The 17,808-nt window shown below is 36.5% G+C and carries 13 protein-coding genes; 7 read left to right on the forward strand and 6 right to left on the reverse strand.

The annotated features are described in order from the left end of the window. Positions 1–304: 304 nt before the first annotated feature. The 6 genes from groL to ERCIKOCA2762_RS03290 all read right to left on the reverse strand — a co-directional run bounded on the left by groL (position 305) and on the right by ERCIKOCA2762_RS03290 (position 7,106). Positions 305–1,945 (reverse strand): chaperonin GroEL, encoded by a 1,641-nt coding sequence (gene groL, locus ERCIKOCA2762_RS03265; RefSeq protein WP_157988728.1) that lies wholly within the window; start codon positions 1,943–1,945, stop codon positions 305–307. Positions 1,946–2,004: 59 nt separating this feature from the next. Further along, positions 2,005–2,298: a co-chaperone GroES gene (locus tag ERCIKOCA2762_RS03270; protein WP_157988729.1), complete on the reverse strand. Its 294-nt coding sequence runs from the start codon at positions 2,296–2,298 to the stop codon at positions 2,005–2,007. Positions 2,299–3,017: 719 nt separating this feature from the next. Next, a complete protein-coding gene (locus tag ERCIKOCA2762_RS03275; RefSeq protein WP_157988730.1) occupies positions 3,018–3,557 on the reverse strand; it encodes a YggT family protein in 540 nt (179 codons plus the stop codon). Positions 3,558–3,720: 163 nt separating this feature from the next. Next, a complete protein-coding gene (locus ERCIKOCA2762_RS03280; protein WP_157988815.1) occupies positions 3,721–4,404 on the reverse strand; it encodes a YggS family pyridoxal phosphate-dependent enzyme in 684 nt (227 codons plus the stop codon). A 512-nt stretch (positions 4,405–4,916) separates the two neighbouring features. Then, a complete protein-coding gene (truA, locus tag ERCIKOCA2762_RS03285; protein WP_162298009.1) occupies positions 4,917–5,723 on the reverse strand; it encodes a tRNA pseudouridine(38-40) synthase TruA in 807 nt (268 codons plus the stop codon). Positions 5,724–5,822: 99 nt separating this feature from the next. Continuing rightward, the gene (locus ERCIKOCA2762_RS03290) at positions 5,823–7,106 is read right to left on the reverse strand and encodes a citrate synthase (protein WP_157988732.1); all 1,284 of its coding nucleotides are present in this window, start codon (positions 7,104–7,106) and stop codon (positions 5,823–5,825) included. Between the two features lie 504 nt (positions 7,107–7,610). Between ERCIKOCA2762_RS03290 and sdhC the strand changes: the two genes are divergently transcribed. From sdhC to priA, 7 genes are all read left to right on the forward strand, one after another. Further along, a complete protein-coding gene (gene sdhC / locus ERCIKOCA2762_RS03295; RefSeq protein WP_157988733.1) occupies positions 7,611–7,988 on the forward strand; it encodes a succinate dehydrogenase, cytochrome b556 subunit in 378 nt (125 codons plus the stop codon). Continuing rightward, positions 7,982–8,329 (forward strand): succinate dehydrogenase membrane anchor subunit, encoded by a 348-nt coding sequence (gene sdhD, locus ERCIKOCA2762_RS03300; RefSeq protein WP_157988734.1) that lies wholly within the window; start codon positions 7,982–7,984, stop codon positions 8,327–8,329. Before sdhC ends, sdhD begins: the two co-directional genes overlap by 7 nt. Continuing rightward, a complete protein-coding gene (sdhA, locus tag ERCIKOCA2762_RS03305; RefSeq protein ID WP_157988735.1) occupies positions 8,329–10,095 on the forward strand; it encodes a succinate dehydrogenase flavoprotein subunit in 1,767 nt (588 codons plus the stop codon). The genes sdhD and sdhA overlap by 1 nt, the downstream gene beginning before the upstream one ends. Before the next feature lie 28 nt (positions 10,096–10,123). Continuing rightward, positions 10,124–10,840, forward strand: coding sequence for a succinate dehydrogenase iron-sulfur subunit (locus ERCIKOCA2762_RS03310; protein ID WP_157988736.1), 717 nt, complete (start codon positions 10,124–10,126; stop codon positions 10,838–10,840). 340 nt (positions 10,841–11,180) lie between these two features. Then, positions 11,181–13,964 carry a 2-oxoglutarate dehydrogenase E1 component gene (locus ERCIKOCA2762_RS03315; RefSeq protein ID WP_157988737.1) on the forward strand — a complete coding sequence of 928 codons (2,784 nt, stop codon included), beginning with the start codon at positions 11,181–11,183 and terminating at the stop codon, positions 13,962–13,964. A 23-nt stretch (positions 13,965–13,987) separates the two neighbouring features. Then, positions 13,988–15,205 (forward strand): dihydrolipoyllysine-residue succinyltransferase, encoded by a 1,218-nt coding sequence (gene sucB / locus ERCIKOCA2762_RS03320; protein WP_157988738.1) that lies wholly within the window; start codon positions 13,988–13,990, stop codon positions 15,203–15,205. Between the two features lie 380 nt (positions 15,206–15,585). Beyond that, a complete protein-coding gene (gene priA / locus ERCIKOCA2762_RS03325; RefSeq protein WP_157988739.1) occupies positions 15,586–17,799 on the forward strand; it encodes a replication restart helicase PriA in 2,214 nt (737 codons plus the stop codon). Positions 17,800–17,808 lie beyond the last annotated feature (9 nt).

Raw genomic sequence — 17,808 nt, forward strand, 5'->3', positions numbered from 1 at the left:
CACAAAAATAAGCAGTAAGGCTCAAGTGTAAAACATCATAATGAATATTTATGCGTTCACTCTTAAGACTTGATTTATTTTGCGCTTTTCAGCGCAGATAGCAATCTTTTAAGTGTCCACACAGATTATCTGATAAATTATTAAAGAGCAAAATAGCTTTTACAATCTTTTGACTTCTTTCTGCTATGATCTTCTGATCATAATGCTGTTGTGCTTAAAAGTCAACAACTTTTTAAAACTTTTTCCATAATATTATCTTCAAAAAAAACCCCTTGTTTAAACAAGGGGTTTTTAAAAAACGATATTACATCATGCCGCCCATTCCACCGCCCATACCATTAGGCGTACTCACGTCTGGCGCATCACTTTTAGGTAAATCTGTAACCATGCATTCAGTGGTAATCATTAGACCCGCCACAGAAGCTGCGTACTGCAAAGCAGAACGAGTGACTTTAGTTGGATCAAGAATACCAAAATCAATCATGTTCCCATATTCTTCAGTTTGAGCATTGTAACCGTAATTTCCTGTTCCTGCTTTTACGGTATTTGTTACCACAGAGGCCTCTGCGCCAGCATTAGATACGATTTGACGCATTGGAGACTCCATAGCACGTAAAGCTACTTTGATACCAACATTTTGATCTTCGTTTTGACCACGTAAGTTCGTAAGCAATGAGGCAACACGTACTAAAGCTACACCACCACCAGCTACTACACCTTCATCTACTGCAGCACGAGTGGCATTTAAAGCATCTTCTACGCGTGCTTTTTTCTCTTTCATTTCTACTTCCGTCGCTGCACCGACTTTTACTACAGCCACTCCACCAGCAAGTTTAGCTACACGTTCTTGTAGTTTTTCACGATCATAGTCTGAAGTAGCTTCGTCTATCTGTTGACGAATTTGAGTGACACGACCAGAAATAGCACTTTCCTTACCACTGCCATCAATGATTGTGGTTGTATCCTTGCTCACAACTACACGTTTCGCTTGCCCCATATCGGCTAAAACTACTTTTTCTAACTCCATACCGATTTCTTCTGAAATTACGGTACCACCAGTTAGTACTGCTATATCTTGTAACATTGCCTTACGTCGATCACCAAAACCTGGTGCTTTCACCGCGGCCACCTTAACAATACCGCGCATAGTATTTACTACTAAAGTAGCTAACGCTTCACCTTCAACATCTTCTGCAATAATTAATAATGATTTTCCAGATTTAGCAACTGCTTCCAAGGTTGGCAAAAGCTCACGAATATTAGATAGTTTTTTATCTACAAGCAAAATAAACGGAGATTCTAACTCGACAGAGCCAGTGTCTGGTTTATTAATGAAATAAGGAGATAAATAACCACGATCAAATTGCATTCCTTCAACAACATCTAACTCGTCATTCAGACTAGTGCCTTCTTCCACACTAATAACGCCTTCTTTCCCAACTTTTTCCATTGCCTGAGCGATAAGCTCACCGACTGTTTCATCAGCATTAGCAGAAATAGTCCCTACTTGAGCAATACCCTTATAGTCACTACAAGGCACAGATAATTTTTTTAATTCCTCTACTGCTGCAATAACTGCTTTATCAATGCCGCGTTTTAAGTCCATTGGGTTCATGCTAGCAGCAACTGCCTTTAAGCCTTCATTGACAATAGACTGAGCCAGTACAGTAGCAGTTGTGGTACCATCTCCAGCTGCTTCGTTAGCTTTAGATGCCACTTCTTTTACCATCTGAGCGCCCATATTTTCGAACTTATCTTCTAACTCTATTTCACGGGCTACAGTGACACCATCTTTAGTGATATTTGGTGCTCCAAAAGATTTATCCAAAATAACATTGCGGCCTTTTGGTCCTAAAGTTACTTTTACTGCATCAGCTAATATATTCACGCCTCGTAGCATTTTTGCACGAGCATCATTCCCAAATTTTACATCTTTAGCTGCCATTTTATGCTTTCCTTATCTGCGTTAGTGTTCATTTATTACTATAAATTAATGAACATTATTTATTCTTCAACAACCGCTAAAATATCACTTTCTGAAAGAATTAAAAATTCTTCGTTATCAATTTTCTCAGTTTTAACCCCATACCCTTCATTAAATATTACCGTATCCTTTACTTTAACATCCATAGGCTTAACATCACCATTTTCTAACACACGACCATTACCAACTGCCATAACTTCACCGCGCGTGGATTTACCTGCTGCGGATCCAGTCAATACAATACCACCAGATGATTTCGATTCAGCTTCTGCGCGCTTAACAATAACACGATCATGTAACGGACGAATTTTCATTCTTAATCTCTCCTGTGAGCAACCTTAATTTAGTGTCAGATCAAAACAGACTCAATAAAAATTGACCTCCCTTTATAATTCAATATATGCGGTTATATTGACAACCTTTCAAGGGGCGCTTAATTTTTTTTTAATCATATTCGATAAACCTAATTACATCAGCAACAACAAATACAGTATCGTATTCATATATACGCCCCCTTCATTCACTGAAAAGTGAATAAAAACAGCAAACAAAATAAAACATGAAAATCTCTAAATATTAAATAAGGATAACAATCCTTAACCACCTTAACCACGAAGAAAACCACTTAAGAACACTCTATTGAGTATATTACACTACCCTAATATACTATGCTTGCGCTATCCACGTGACTACTACTCATGAGATATACTATTAATTATACTTCAGGCATACCATGTCTACATAATGATGCGATATCACATAATTATACTGGATAGCAGAGATAAGTAACATCATCATGTATATAGATGTAATAGCGCTATACTATAGCTAGTATCATATACGCTATTATTATAATAGATTATTTTATAAAGTTTATGTGTGCATATCTTATTTGCTTCTGTATGTCGCCCGTGTCACGGCCAATTAGGTTGGCCTACTAATTTTGAAATTACTTGCGTTCACTACCATCATGTAGTATGTAGTATACTGACGATATCGGTCTCAAATTCGCGATTAAAAATATTTTATCTTGCTAAAAATTCGCCCAACCCGGAATATACTCAAGACCGATAAAATTCAGTAAATAGAGTATTCCAATCACTATCATAACAGAAAAATCAAGATCACCAGTTGGTGGTATTAAGCGACGAATCGGAATCATAAACGGCTCGGTGAGTTGTAATAATATTTCGTCTACTGAATTACTTCCTTGGCTCATCCAACTTGTCAAAGATCGTCCAATAATCACCCAAAAAATCAGCACGCCTAGGGCTTTTAGCAAAATCACTAGGCCTAAATAAAATAAAATGGCATCGAAACTTACTAATTTAAGCATTATTGGAACCATCAGAACGCTGATCATATAAGCTATCAATAAAGAAACTACATCACAGGTACCATGATATTTAAAAACACGCTGGAAAGGACTCACTACAGGGCGAGTAATGCTCATTATTAATTGGGTAAATGAGTTATAACCATCACATTGCACTAGTTGCATCCAAATGTGTAACAATAATATTTTGATATAAAGCGTCATTATAGTGGTTACTAGAAAGATCAATGCGAGCATGGAGCTCCTCAGCTATTCTGTATGATGATATTTTAATATCTTAATAAGTTATAATATTAAGTTTAAAGTAAAGACTGCATTAAGTATGCAATATTATGAATAAATGTATGCATAATCATTGACATAGCTGAAACAAATGCGTAATACACAACACTGCTCTAAACTATACTCGTCTGCCAAAAATAGCAGTACCAACACGGACCATAGTGCTACCTGCAATAATGGCTGCATCCATATCATTACTCATGCCTAGCGATAACGTATCTACACTTGGATACATATGTGTGAGCTGTTGAAAAACTTCTGCTATTTTACGATGCGCGAGTAATTTGGCATCATAACTCTTATATAAAGGAGGTATAGCCATCACCCCTCGTAACGCTAGAAATGGTAAAACGTTGATTGCTTCTGCTAAAAATGGCAATTCATCCAATGAAATTCCTGATTTTTGTACTTCATTACTAATATTTATCTGAATTAATACATTTAATTTATTTGACATACTAGAGCGCTGAAAATTTAATCGATTGGCTAAAGACACAGAATTGACAGTGTGACACCAATCAAAATACTTTGCGACAAAACGACTCTTGTTAGATTGAAGCGATCCAATAAAATGCCAAATCAATGATAAATTAGACAATAATTTGATTTTTTCCACCCCTTCTTGTATATAATTTTCAGCAAAACAAAGTTGTCCAGCGTCTACTGCTTGTTTAATATCTTTGATGGTTTTTTTTTTGCTTACTGCGAGTAAAGTAATCTTGTTTGGATCACGACCACATCTTAAGGCTATCGTGATAATTTTTTGACGTATATTCTGTACGTTTTTCTGAATCATTGAGATATCAACCACCATAACACGAATGCTATTTTAAATAGATCTTTGATGATATATTCTCACAAAGATATTATCATATGCTTAAGAAGATATTATAATCCATCGCAAATCCATGCACTAAATTCTGTGTATGCTATACGCGGTATAACTAGAATAAAATTCTATCAACCGCATTCTTAATTTGTTATAATCACCCAGTCTAACTTCAGTGTATAACACAAAAGAAGAAAGATAGAAAATTTGACTATGCATCATACAGTTATAGTATATGACTATACATCATCAAATAAAAGTTTAATACTCAATGAAGTCAAGCAAGAATGATATCAGGCTATGAAAAAATAGCATTCTTAAAAAGATTACATAGTCAATCTTTTCAATCAAACGCATCTAACTAGTAATGAATCACACTAGATAATATGCAAAACTCTTACACACACTATAATACGGAATGCAAATATTATTCAACAATACAGACTTGTTGTTTTCTCGATCAAAAAGCAAAAAATTAATATTATTTATGTAATAAAATGTAGTGGCCCGACTGGAACACGTGGTATTGCATAATGAACAGGGTAATCTACTGATACTAAATACAGCCCTTGAGCAGATGCAATTGCAGCTGCTACTTTACGATCTTTAGCTAATAATACATCACGGATCCAACTTTCATTTTTATGGCCATATCCCACCTCTATCAAACTCCCAACAATGTTTCGTACCATACGATAAACAAACGCATTTGCTTTAATATCAATTATTATATACACACAATAATACCTGGTCACACGTATATGCATAACTTGTCTTATCGGAGAATGAGATTGACACTGGCTTGCTCGAAAAGAAGTGAAATCATTTTCACCCACTAAATACGCTCCAGCACGCTGCATTTTTTCTACATCTAGTATGGTTGAACAATACATCATACCCTTAGAAAAAATAGCAGGACGATGTTTTGGCTGATTATAGATGACATAACGATAACGCCGAGCAAGAGCGCTAAATCTCGCATGGAATGCATCAGGGACCACTTGCATCCAACGTACAACAATATCTTCTGGGAGATAAGCATTCACACCGCGCACCCAAGCAATATCTTTACGTCGAGAAGAAGTCTCAAAATGAACGACCTGTCCAGTGGCATGGACCCCAGCATCGGTGCGCCCTGCACACATCACACTCACTGGATGATCAGCTACCTCTGCTAGTGCCTGTTCTAATTTCTCTTGTACGCTATGTACCTTTCTCTGCTTTTGCCATCCACAATAACGAGTGCCGTCGTATTCTACACCAAGCGCTAATTTTGTAGTAAACTTTAACATACCCCTCAGCATATATGATGATATAAATGAAAACTCAAAATGTTTCAAATCGTTCTATAAAAATTAGGAAGTTCGCAAAAATCTCTACTAAGACATATCTTATTTTTTAATCTGTGAATTAAATGGACGCTGATCATAACCAGTATACAGCTGACGCGGACGAGCAATTTTAATCCCGTTATCATACATTTCTTTCCAGTGTGCAATCCAACCTACAGTGCGCGCCATAGCGAAAATTACTGTAAACATAGATAAAGGAATGCCCATTGCTTTAAGAATAATACCTGAATAAAAATCAACGTTAGGATACAGCTTACGCTCAACAAAATAAGGGTCATTCAATGCGATATGCTCTAGTTTCATCGCCACTTCCATTAAGTCTGTGTTTAGGCCTAGTTCCTTAAGAACGGCATGGCAAGTTTCTTGCATAACACGGGCACGAGGATCATAATTTTTATAGACTCGGTGACCAAAACCCATTAAACGAAATGCATCATTCTTATCCTTAGCCCGTCGTAAGAATTCAGGGATATGATCTACAGTGCTGATCTCTTCTAACATTCGTAAACAAGCCTCATTAGCTCCACCATGAGCTGGGCCCCATAATGAAGCAATACCTGCTGCAATACAGGCGAAAGGATTGGCACCGGATGAACCAGCCGTTCGCACGGTAGAGGTGGATGCATTTTGTTCATGATCTGCATGTAAAATAAGAATACGATCCATTGCTTTCTCAACAACGGGGTTAATAACATATTCCTCACACGGTGTTGAAAACATCATATGTAAAAGATTACCTGCATATGAAAGATTATTTCGGGGGTATACGAACGGCTGACCTATAGAATATTTATAACACATTGCAGCCATAGTTGGCATTTTAGCTAACAAACGGATAGCTGTGACTTCACGATGCCACTCAATATTCACATCCATTGCATCATGGTAAAATGCAGCTAACGCTCCAGTAATACCGCACATTACCGCCATTGGATGAGAATCGCGACGAAAACCACGAAATAAATGATGAATCTGTTCATGTAGCATAGTATGACGCGTTATAGCAAAGTGAAAATCTTGGAATTGCTCCTCATTGGGGGGCTCACCATGTAAAAGAATATAACAGACTTCTAAATAATTTGAGTGTAATGCTAACTGGTCAATTGGGAATCCCCGATGCAACAAAATACCTTTATCCCCATCAATAAAAGTTATTTTAGATTCACAGGATGCAGTAGAAGTAAAACCAGGGTCAAAAGTAAAATATCCGTAAGAACCAAGGGCACGAATGTCTATTTCCTCATGCCCTAGAGTGCCTGTTAACACATCTAGCTCAATAGGCGATCTTTCATCAATAATTATTTTTGCCTTTTTATGATCCATTGCTTATCTTCCTCATCTCAATTTGCTCAACGGTTATAAACCATTGCTCAACGGTTATAAACCATCATGTTTATGAACCATCATCATCTATAAACATAGTCGATGCAATCATTTGCTATAAAAATAAATTGAAAATAGTCATATTATAGCATAGTATTAATGATGGCTTTATAAAATTTTATTAGAAAATTTAGTGTGGAATTATCCTTCCATGATATTATATTGCTATCATATTTTATCCTAAGAGGATGTCATTTTTAATGATATTATTGATTTTATAAAATGCACCACACTGTTATAGTAAAATGTAGTTTTACACTAAAAAATGATATGTACATCTTGCTTACAATCAAATTTACTATAACATAAAACCCAATCATTGATAAAAAATATTGTCAAACCACCTTAATAGTTATTTGTATTTTAAATATTATTATACATACGCACTACCGTACTTTAATAAGCTAAGTCCAGAAAAATACAACAGACTTTAATGGGAATACCGTGAAAAAAAAAAGACCAGTTAATCTAGATTTGTCTACAATACGCTTTCCTTTAACTGCCATTGCTTCTATTCTTCATCGAATATCTGGCATTATCATATTTTTATCGATTGGAGCACTTCTGTGGCTGCTAGATTTATCTCTTTCATCCCCTAAAGGCTTTCTCCAAGCATCTTTGATGATGGACAACTGTATTTTTAAATTTTTTATATGGAGTATGTTCAGCATACTATCTTATCATATTTCTAGTGGTATTCGACATATGATGATGGACTTTGATATTCTAGGGGTTACTCTTCAAACAGGGAAATTTTCTGCACAAATATCATTTTTGATTGCTAGTCTGCTGGCAATTTTATCCGGAGTGCTTATATGGTAAACAATGCTTCTGCATTGGGTCGTCATGGCTTGCATGACTGGTTACTAGTACGCGCAACAGCGATCATGATAACCCTTTATGTTGTTTATATCGTCGTGATGATTATGATGTCAGACACTATTACCTACAGTGTTTGGCATAGATTTTTTCAGTCATCCTTTACTAAAGTTTTCACTTGTCTAACGCTAGTTTCTATATTAATACATGGCTGGATTGGAATGTGGCAAGTACTAACTGATTATATAAAATTACTGGCAATACGTATGCTGCTACAGCTAGCAATTATCGTAGTACTATTTGTATATGCTATTTATGGTACCCTTGTTGTCTGGAGTGCGTGATGAAGTTATCAGTCATGGAGTTTGACACGATTGTTATCGGTGCAGGCGGTGCAGGTATGCGTGCATCATTACAGATCACCCAATCTGGTCACAGCTGCGCCTTGTTATCTAAAGTATTCCCAACTCGTTCACATACAGTATCCGCACAAGGAGGTATTACGGCGGCATTGGGTAATGTACATAACGATAACTGGGAATGGCACATGTATGACACTGTAAAAGGTTCTGATTATATTGGCGACCAACGTGCTATTGAATATATGTGTAAAACTGGACCGCAAGCCGTGCTAGAATTAGAACATATGGGTTTGCCATTTTCACGATTAGAAGATGGACGGATTTATCAACGTCCATTTGGCGGACAATCAACAAATTTTGGTGAAAAACAAGCAACACGGACAGCTGCTGCCGCAGATCGTACAGGGCATGCACTTTTACATACACTTTATCAGCAAAACTTAAAAAATAATACTACTATTTTTTCAGAATGGTATGCCCTGGATTTAGTCAAAAATTCTAATGGAGAAATCGTGGGTTGTACTGCTTTAAGCATTGAAAATAGTGAAGTAGTTTACTTTAAAGCAAATGCAACTATATTAGCTACTGGAGGAGCAGGGAGGATTTACCAATCAACCACTAATGCATACATTAATACCGGTGATGGTATTGGCATGGCACTGCGTGCAGGCGTGCCCGTACAAGATATGGAAATGTGGCAATTTCACCCTACTGGTATTGCTGGAGTAGGGGTCTTAATCACAGAAGGTTGTCGCGGTGAAGGGGGGTATTTATTAAATAAACATGGCGAAAGATTCATGGAACGCTATGCACCAAAAGCAAAAGACCTCGCCAGTCGTGATGTTGTAGCGCGTTCAATTATGATTGAAATCCGTGAAAACCGTGGATATGACGGGCCTTTTGGTCCCCATGCAAAATTAAAACTAGATCACTTAGGAAAAGATGTATTAGAATCACGTCTGCCTGGTATTCTCGAAATGTCACGTACCTTTGCTCATATTGATCCGGTCAAAGACCCTATCCCCGTCATACCTACCTGCCATTATATGATGGGAGGAATTCCCACTAAAATAACAGGTCAAGTACTCACTGTCAATGAACAAGGAGAAGATGTTATAATTCCTGGATTATTTGCTGTTGGAGAGACAGCTTGTGTATCCGTGCATGGAGCTAATCGGCTAGGTGGAAACTCTTTACTTGATCTGATTGTATTTGGCAGAGCTACGGGGCTGTATATGCAAAGTTCTCTGCAAGAACAAGGGGTTTTATTAGAAGCTACAGCAGAAGAAATTCAAAAGTCCTTAGTACGACTAAGACGTTGGAATTACAATAAAACTGGTGAAAATCCAATAACATTACGTACAGCTTTACAACAGTGTATGCAAAAAAATTTCTCGGTGTTCCGAGAAGGTAAAGAGATGCGAAAAGGAATTTCTGAGTTACAAGATCTTCGTAAACGTCTACACAAAGCACGTCTGGATGACAGATCAAGTGATTTTAATACTCAACGCATTGAATGCTTAGAGTTAGACAATTTAATGGAAACAGCTTACGTGACTGCTTTATCTGCTAATTATCGTACAGAAAGCCGCGGAGCACACAGTCGTTATGATTATCCTACACGTGACGATCATAATTGGTTATGCCATACTTTGTATCTACCGCAATGCCAATGCATGACTCGTCGAGCTGTTAACATGAACCCAAAATTACGTCCAGCCTTTGCGCCCCAAGAACGTTCGTATTAAATAAGTCATTGGAGGAAATCATCTACATATGAAACTGGCATTTTCTATTTATCGTTATAATCCAGCACTGGATGATCATCCCCATATGCAGGAGTATTTTCTAGAATTAGAAGATAATCAAGATCTCATGCTATTAGATGCGCTCATTCGTTTAAAAGAAAATGATCCTACATTAGCATTTCGAAGATCCTGTCGTGAAGGAGTGTGCGGTTCTGACGGATTAAATATCAACGGAATAAATAGATTAGCGTGTATTACCCCAATTTCTGCACTAGGTAGTGGCAAAAATCCAATTATTATTAGACCTCTACCATTATTACCTGTAATTCGTGATCTTATAGTGGATATGAGTCAGTTCTATGAACAATATGCTAAAATTAAACCGTATTTGCTCCGTCATGCTCCAATTATCTCCACGAAAGAAAACCTACAACATCCTGATCAACGTGCAAAACTAGACGGCCTCTACGAATGCGTACTTTGCGCATGCTGTTCTACGGCATGCCCTTCTTTTTGGTGGAACCCAGATAAATTTATTGGTCCCGCTGGTTTATTAGCCGCTTATCGATTCCTAGTTGATAGCCGTGATACTGAAAAAGATTGGAGGCTGGATCATCTCAATGATGCGTTTAGTGTCTTTCGCTGTCATAGTATTATGAATTGCACCAGCGTGTGCCCAAAGGGGCTTAACCCTACCCGCGCCATTGGTGATATTAAATTAATGCTGCTACATCGAGGTGCGTAGTTTTTATATATCAATACATATTTATCACTTTAGAATATCACAATCATAAAGCGACAATATCTAACACTTTCTCATTCTCTATCTTCATATGTTTTACTCGTCATAGTATTTACAAGTGAATTAATAGATTCATAGAGAGATTCAAAATATCATATGTCTTTTCCACTCTATCATTCACGCATACCAAAACCAAGCTTACATTAACAATATGAACTATAAGATAAATGAAGATGAATATAGTAATGTACTGTATATGAACCATGGTTGCATAATGAAGCTATAATCATCTTACCAATCATCATTACATGCACAAATACTAATTATTCCAAAAGGAATTAAAATGCAGAATAGCGATATTAAACCCTGGTTGGACTCTTCTTGGCTAGCCAGCGCCAACCAAGCTTATATAGAATATATTTACGAGGATTTTTTAAAAGATCCTCATTCTGTGCCAACAGACTGGCGTATGCTTTTCCGTAAAATTTCTCATTCTATAGTTACACAAAAACCACTTGATTCTAATACCAGTGACGATGTTTATCATTCTAACGCATCTGACAACACCATGAAGGTAGTAAATCTTATTAATGCCTTTCGTTTTTTTGGTCATCAGCAAGCGTGTTTAGACCCTCTAAGACTGCAAGAAAAAAAAACAATAGCCGAATTGAGCATGGAATGCTATGGCCTAAATTCGAATAATCTGCAAGATACTTTTAATATAGATTCATGGGCGATTGGCAAAAAAGCGATGACGCTAAGTAAGATACGCTCTAAACTCCAAAGTATCTACTGTGGTTCTATTGGAGCAGAATACATGCATCTTACGAGTCCAGACGAAAAACAATGGATACAACATGCATTAGAATGTGAAACTCCTGAGGTTCTTTTTCCTGTTGAGAAAAAGAAGGAATTTCTGAAGATACTTACTGCTGCAGAAGGTTTAGAGCGATATCTTGGATCAAAATTTCCAGGTTCCAAGCGTTTTTCGCTAGAGGGGGGGGATGCATTAATACTCATGCTCAATGAAATGATACGTCACTCTAGTATGCATAGAACACATCAAGTCATGATTGGTATGGCGCATCGTGGCCGTCTTAATGTACTTGTTAATGTATTTGGAAAAAAAATAGAAGAGTTACTTCATGAATTCTCGGGCCAGCGTCCTGTTCATATGGTAGGAAGCGGTGATGTCAAGTATCATTTAGGTTTCTCTTCTGATATTAATACTGAAGGAGGGATAGTGCATCTAGTGCTAGCGCATAACCCTTCACATTTAGAAATTGTCAATCCAGTAATAATGGGTGCTACAAGAGCTCGCATAGATTGCTTACCTGAGAAAAACAGCAATCAAATCTTACCGATTACCATTCACGGTGATGCAGCTATTATTGGACAAGGGGTAATGCAAGAAACTTTAAATTTATCTAAAGTCCGTGGCTATGAAGTCGGTGGTACAATACGCATTGTAATTAACAATCAAATTGGTTTTACAACATCTAACCCTAAGGACTCTCGATCGACACAGTACTGTACTGATATTGCTAAAATGATCATGGCGCCAATTTTCCATGTAACAGCAGACGACCCAGAAGCAGTAGCTTTGATCACTTATTTAGCATTAGATTTTCGTCGTATTTTTAAAAAAGATGTATTTATTGATCTTGTGTGTTACCGCCGTCACGGACATAACGAAGCTGATGAGCCTCATGTTACTCAACCATTGATGTATCAAACCATTCAAAAACACCCTACAGTACGAGAAATATATGCTAAACAGCTCCAACTTGAAGCAGTTATCAATAAAGAAGACCCAACTGAAATGATTCAGTTATATCGTGATGCATTAGATGCAGGAGGTTGTGTCACTCCTAGTTCATATCCTGTATGGTATCCTATAGGCCCTTATTCCTGTACAGAATCATTATCATGCCTAAACAGAGTTGATAGCAAATTTACGGACCAACTACACATTGAACTACGTGACTTACAAACTCTAGCCCTCCACATCAATAATATTCCAGACACAGTAGCAATGCAGTCGCGTGTAAAGAAAATATATCATGATCGTTATCAAATGGCTATTGGAAAAAAATTATTCGATTGGGGTGCAGCAGAAACTCTAGCATATGCTACTCTTTTGAGCCAGGGAATTTCATGTCGCCTTTCTGGTGAAGATATAGGGCGTGGTACATTTTTTCACCGACACGCTGTAATTTATAACCAGAAGGATGGATCGTCATACATTCCGTTACAGAATATCAAAAACAATCAAGGTGCTTTTAGCGTATGGGATTCCGTGTTATCAGAAGAAGCAGTTCTAGCATTTGAATATGGTTATGCTATGACAGTACCTAAAAAATTAACCATATGGGAAGCCCAATTTGGCGATTTTGCTAATGGAGCACAAATTGTAATTGATCAGTTTATCAGTACTAGTGAACAGAAATGGGGATGCTTGTGTGGATTAGTTATGTTTTTACCACATGGATATGAAGGACAAGGGCCAGAGCATTCATCTGCTCGCATAGAAAGATATCTTCAATTATGTGCAGAGCAAAATATGCAAATCTGCATGCTTTCAACACCCGCACAGTTATACCATATATTACGATATCATACATTACAGGTAACACGTCGTCCTTTGGTAATCATGTCCCCTAAATCACTATTACGTCATCCACAAGCGGTTTCTTCATTAAACGATCTATCTAATGGCAAATTTCAAGCGGTAATTGATGAAATTGATGTCTTATGCCTAAAATCAATACAACGTATTATACTATGCTCAGGAAAAGTGTATTACGACCTACTGACTCAACGTCGTAAAAACAATCAAAAGAATATTGCTATTATTCGTATAGAGCAATTGTACCCGTTTCCTTATATAGAGCTAAAAAAGATTTTAAAATTGTATACACATGTATATGATTTTGTCTGGTGTCAAGAAGAGCCGTTAAATCAAGGCGCGTGGTATATCAATTACAACGCTTATCAGTCAATTCTTCCTGCTGGGACTGTGTTACGTTATTCTGGACGCCCTGCTTCTGCTGCACCAGCAGTTGGTTATTCATATATTCACCGTCAGCAACAAGATAAGTTAATTAATGATGCGCTTACTATATAATCATACAACACGGAGAAAAGATAATGAATACTGTAAATATCATAGTTCCCGATCTACCAGAATCGGTCACAGACGCTACGGTCAGTGTCTGGCATAAAAAAATTGGTGACAAAGTCAAACGTGATGAAATTCTTGTAGACATCGAAACTGATAAAGTCATTTTGGAAATTCCGGCATCTGCTGATGGATGCTTAGAGAACATTTTGGAAAAAGAAGGTGTTACAGTAAGCTCACATCAAATTCTAGGTTATCTACAAGTAAATAATAATCATAATTTATCATTAACTGCGGATGCTCTTAACATAACTCCTATGATCACAGCACAGGAAATCGTTACTTCTAACGAGCTATCCTCATGCCCCCTAGGCCCAGCAAGACGTCGTCTGATATCTGCAAATAATCGCAACCAAAAAGAATTTGAACAGCAAACCATTATAAAAGATTCTCTCCAAGTCAATACTGAACCAAATCTCATTCGGTCTATAGAGACTGTAGATCCCATGGCATTGGAAACACAATCAAACATATCTGCCATGGAATTACGCAGTGAAAGACGTATACCTATGACTCGTTTACGAAAACGCATGGTAGAGAGATTGCTTCATGTAAACAATACTACTGCTATGCTTACCACTTTTAATGAAGTGAATATGCAACCTATTATTACCTTGCGCAAAGAGTATGGTGAATTATTTGAAAAACGTCATAGTATACGTTTAGGTTTTATGTCTTTTTATGTCAAAGCTACAGTAAATGCGTTAAAACGTTATCCGGAGATCAATGCATCAATTGATAGCACAGATATAGTTTATCACGATTATTTCGATATCAGTATTGCTGTTTCTACACCACGAGGATTAGTGACGCCTATACTAAAAAATGTTGATACTTTAAGTATGTCTGAAATAGAAAAACAAATAAAAATACTCGCAACAAAGGGCAGAAATAATAAACTAACTGTAGAGGAACTCACTGGTGGGACTTTTACCATTACTAATGGCGGGGTTTTTGGTTCGCTTATGTCTACACCACTAATAAATCCGCCGCAAAGCGCGATTCTTGGCATGCATTCTATCAAAGATCGACCGGTAGCGAGTAATGGGAAAATTGTTATTTTACCTATGATGTACCTTGCCCTGTCTTATGACCATAGGCTGATTGATGGACGTGAATCAGTGAGTTGTCTGGTGACAATAAAAGAATTTTTAGAAGACCCAACTCGTTTACTATTAGATGTATAATACACATCAAAAATTGATATATACTGCACTAGTACAGTATTAATCTTTTTATTATGGTTACTAAGTACTATTGAGTTGCGCTATTCTACTATGTAGATTTTTAAAAATGATATTAATGATTTATACCGCCTATTACTAATCATTACTTATGATATAGAAAATATTGTGATTATCTGCTTGAATTATGCATTAATCGTTGGTTTTTTGTTAAACATGAAACGCATTTATACTACGTATGTTAAATCGAAAAAGATACCGTAAAAAATGAGAAACAGCTATACATATAAATAGTTTTTCTATCAAGATGACATTAATGTATAGTTTTCAGCGATTAATGGGTCACATTATAGACAAATAACAACGAATTTACGGATGTAATTATGTATATCGTGCAGGTTGCACTACCGGTGTCGCAAGATCAAAATTTTAAATACGTATTACCTGAACATATACGAGATGTGGCAATCGGCGGGCGTGTTCAAGTCCCTTTTAAAAGTCGAAAAATGATTGGTATTGTCATAAAGATTTCTATAATGCATGATCATTCGCTTCTTTCATTACCAATGATACATCAGATATTAGATAGTCATTCACTGTATCCTCCGCGTTTATGGCGTACATTAATATTAGCTGCAAGTTACTATCATTTTTCATTAGGGAAAATCCTTTTTCATGCCATTCCTCCACTGCTACGACGAGGATATTTACTGGAAAAGACTTGCAATAATAAAAAGCTAGCTGAAAATATAACACAATCGACACAATTATCAAAAGAAATGGTATTTTCCTTAAAAGAAAAAAAATTCATCGCCTGTTCTGCCAATCGCTGTGGTTCTCCTCACTATGATATCAATCACAATAATATAATACTACATCCACTAAAGCTATTATCTTGCCAGCCTTTACACCCGCCACAAGTACTTGCCACCAAATCTGAAAAAAATTTACGTACTCGTCTTTTCATCAACGCAAAAAATAAAAAAAAACAACTGAGCCAAGAACAGAATAGCGCTATCACTGCTATTCAAAATACTGATGATACATTTATTACTTGGTTGTTAAATGGCATAGGTGGGCCTGATCAAATTGATGTTTATCTCTCTATTTTAGAAAATATACTTATTAGAGGACAACAAGCGATTATATTAATTCCAGAGATTAATTTAATACCGTACATTACCTCTCTTGTTCTTCAGCATTTTAATGTTGTGATTGATGTTTTGCATTCTAGTTTAGATAATACTGAACGTCTGAATGTGTGGCGTAGAGCTCGAGATGGTAAAACGACGATTGTAATTGGCACTCGCTCTGTTATATTTACACCATTAGAGCAACTGGGTATCATTATTATATATGAAGAACACGCCAGCTCTTACATAGAAAAAGAGGATTTTTCATATAATACACGTGATCTTGCAATATTACGTGCAAAACAGGAGAACATACCCATTATACTGGGATCTTCAGCTCCTGCGCTAGAAACGTTATATAATGTACAATTAGGTAAATATCACCAGATTATTTTTAGGGAATACCGTATTCATATTGCAAAAACAAAACGGATGTTGGTTAATTTAAACGGTTTACATCTTCAAGCTGGTCTATCTCCAATATTAATAAATAAAATTAATCGACATCTGCAGAACAATCATAAAGTATTTTTGCTTTTACAGTGTCGTGGTTTTTCCCCTATTTTATTATGCCAAGAATGCAAATGGATTCCAAAATGCACTCGGTGTAATCGTAATTTTACGTTATATAAAAAACATAAAAAACTATATTGTCATCAATGTAACGGAGCACGTCCAATACCCTCTCAGTGTTTAGAATGTGGTTCTACATATTTAATCCCAGTTGGTTTGGGGATTGAAAAAATAGCAGATTATTTAACAACCTTGTTTCCTGCCATTCCACTTACATGTCTAGATGGTAATACCCCTTATCAGAACACTGATCCAGAAAGCATATTATCTAAAGTGTATCATAGCGGTGCGCATATTTTATTGAGCACAAAAATGGTGTTTAGAGCTGATTCTTTATTAGATATTACATTAGTATCGTGCATTAATGTAGATTATGTGTTATTTTCATCTGATTTTCAAGCTGCAGAGCGTTTTGCTCAGTTATATAACCATATTGCTGGATTAGTGGTAGGTTTACAAAAAAAGGGTGAAGTGATCGTACAGACCTATTATCCTGAGCATCCATTACTACAAACTTTGGTGTATAAAGGGTATGATACATTTGTTAAAGAAGAGCTCTATACACGAAAAAATATCTTATTGCCTCCGTATACTAATCAAGCTTTCTTTTGTGCAGAAGCTTATGATAACGATCAAGCATATCAATTTTTACATAAATTAATAGCACTACTACAAGCTAGCTCATGTTATGATTCTTCTTTTCGAGTGACAGGTCCTAATCCATCATTACGTAGTAAGGTTAGAGGGCGTTATCGGTGGACGATAATGATACAACATTCATCTCGCGCTGCACTTTATTTTTTAATTAAAGAACTGCGTATATTAGTTAATACTCTTTTACAAGAGTTTCACATTAGATGGACTCTACGTACTGATTCATATGATAGTTAACAGATACTA

The organism is Candidatus Erwinia haradaeae (assembly GCF_900698935.1).
GTDB lineage: Bacteria > Pseudomonadota > Gammaproteobacteria > Enterobacterales > Enterobacteriaceae > Erwinia_E > Erwinia_E haradaeae_D.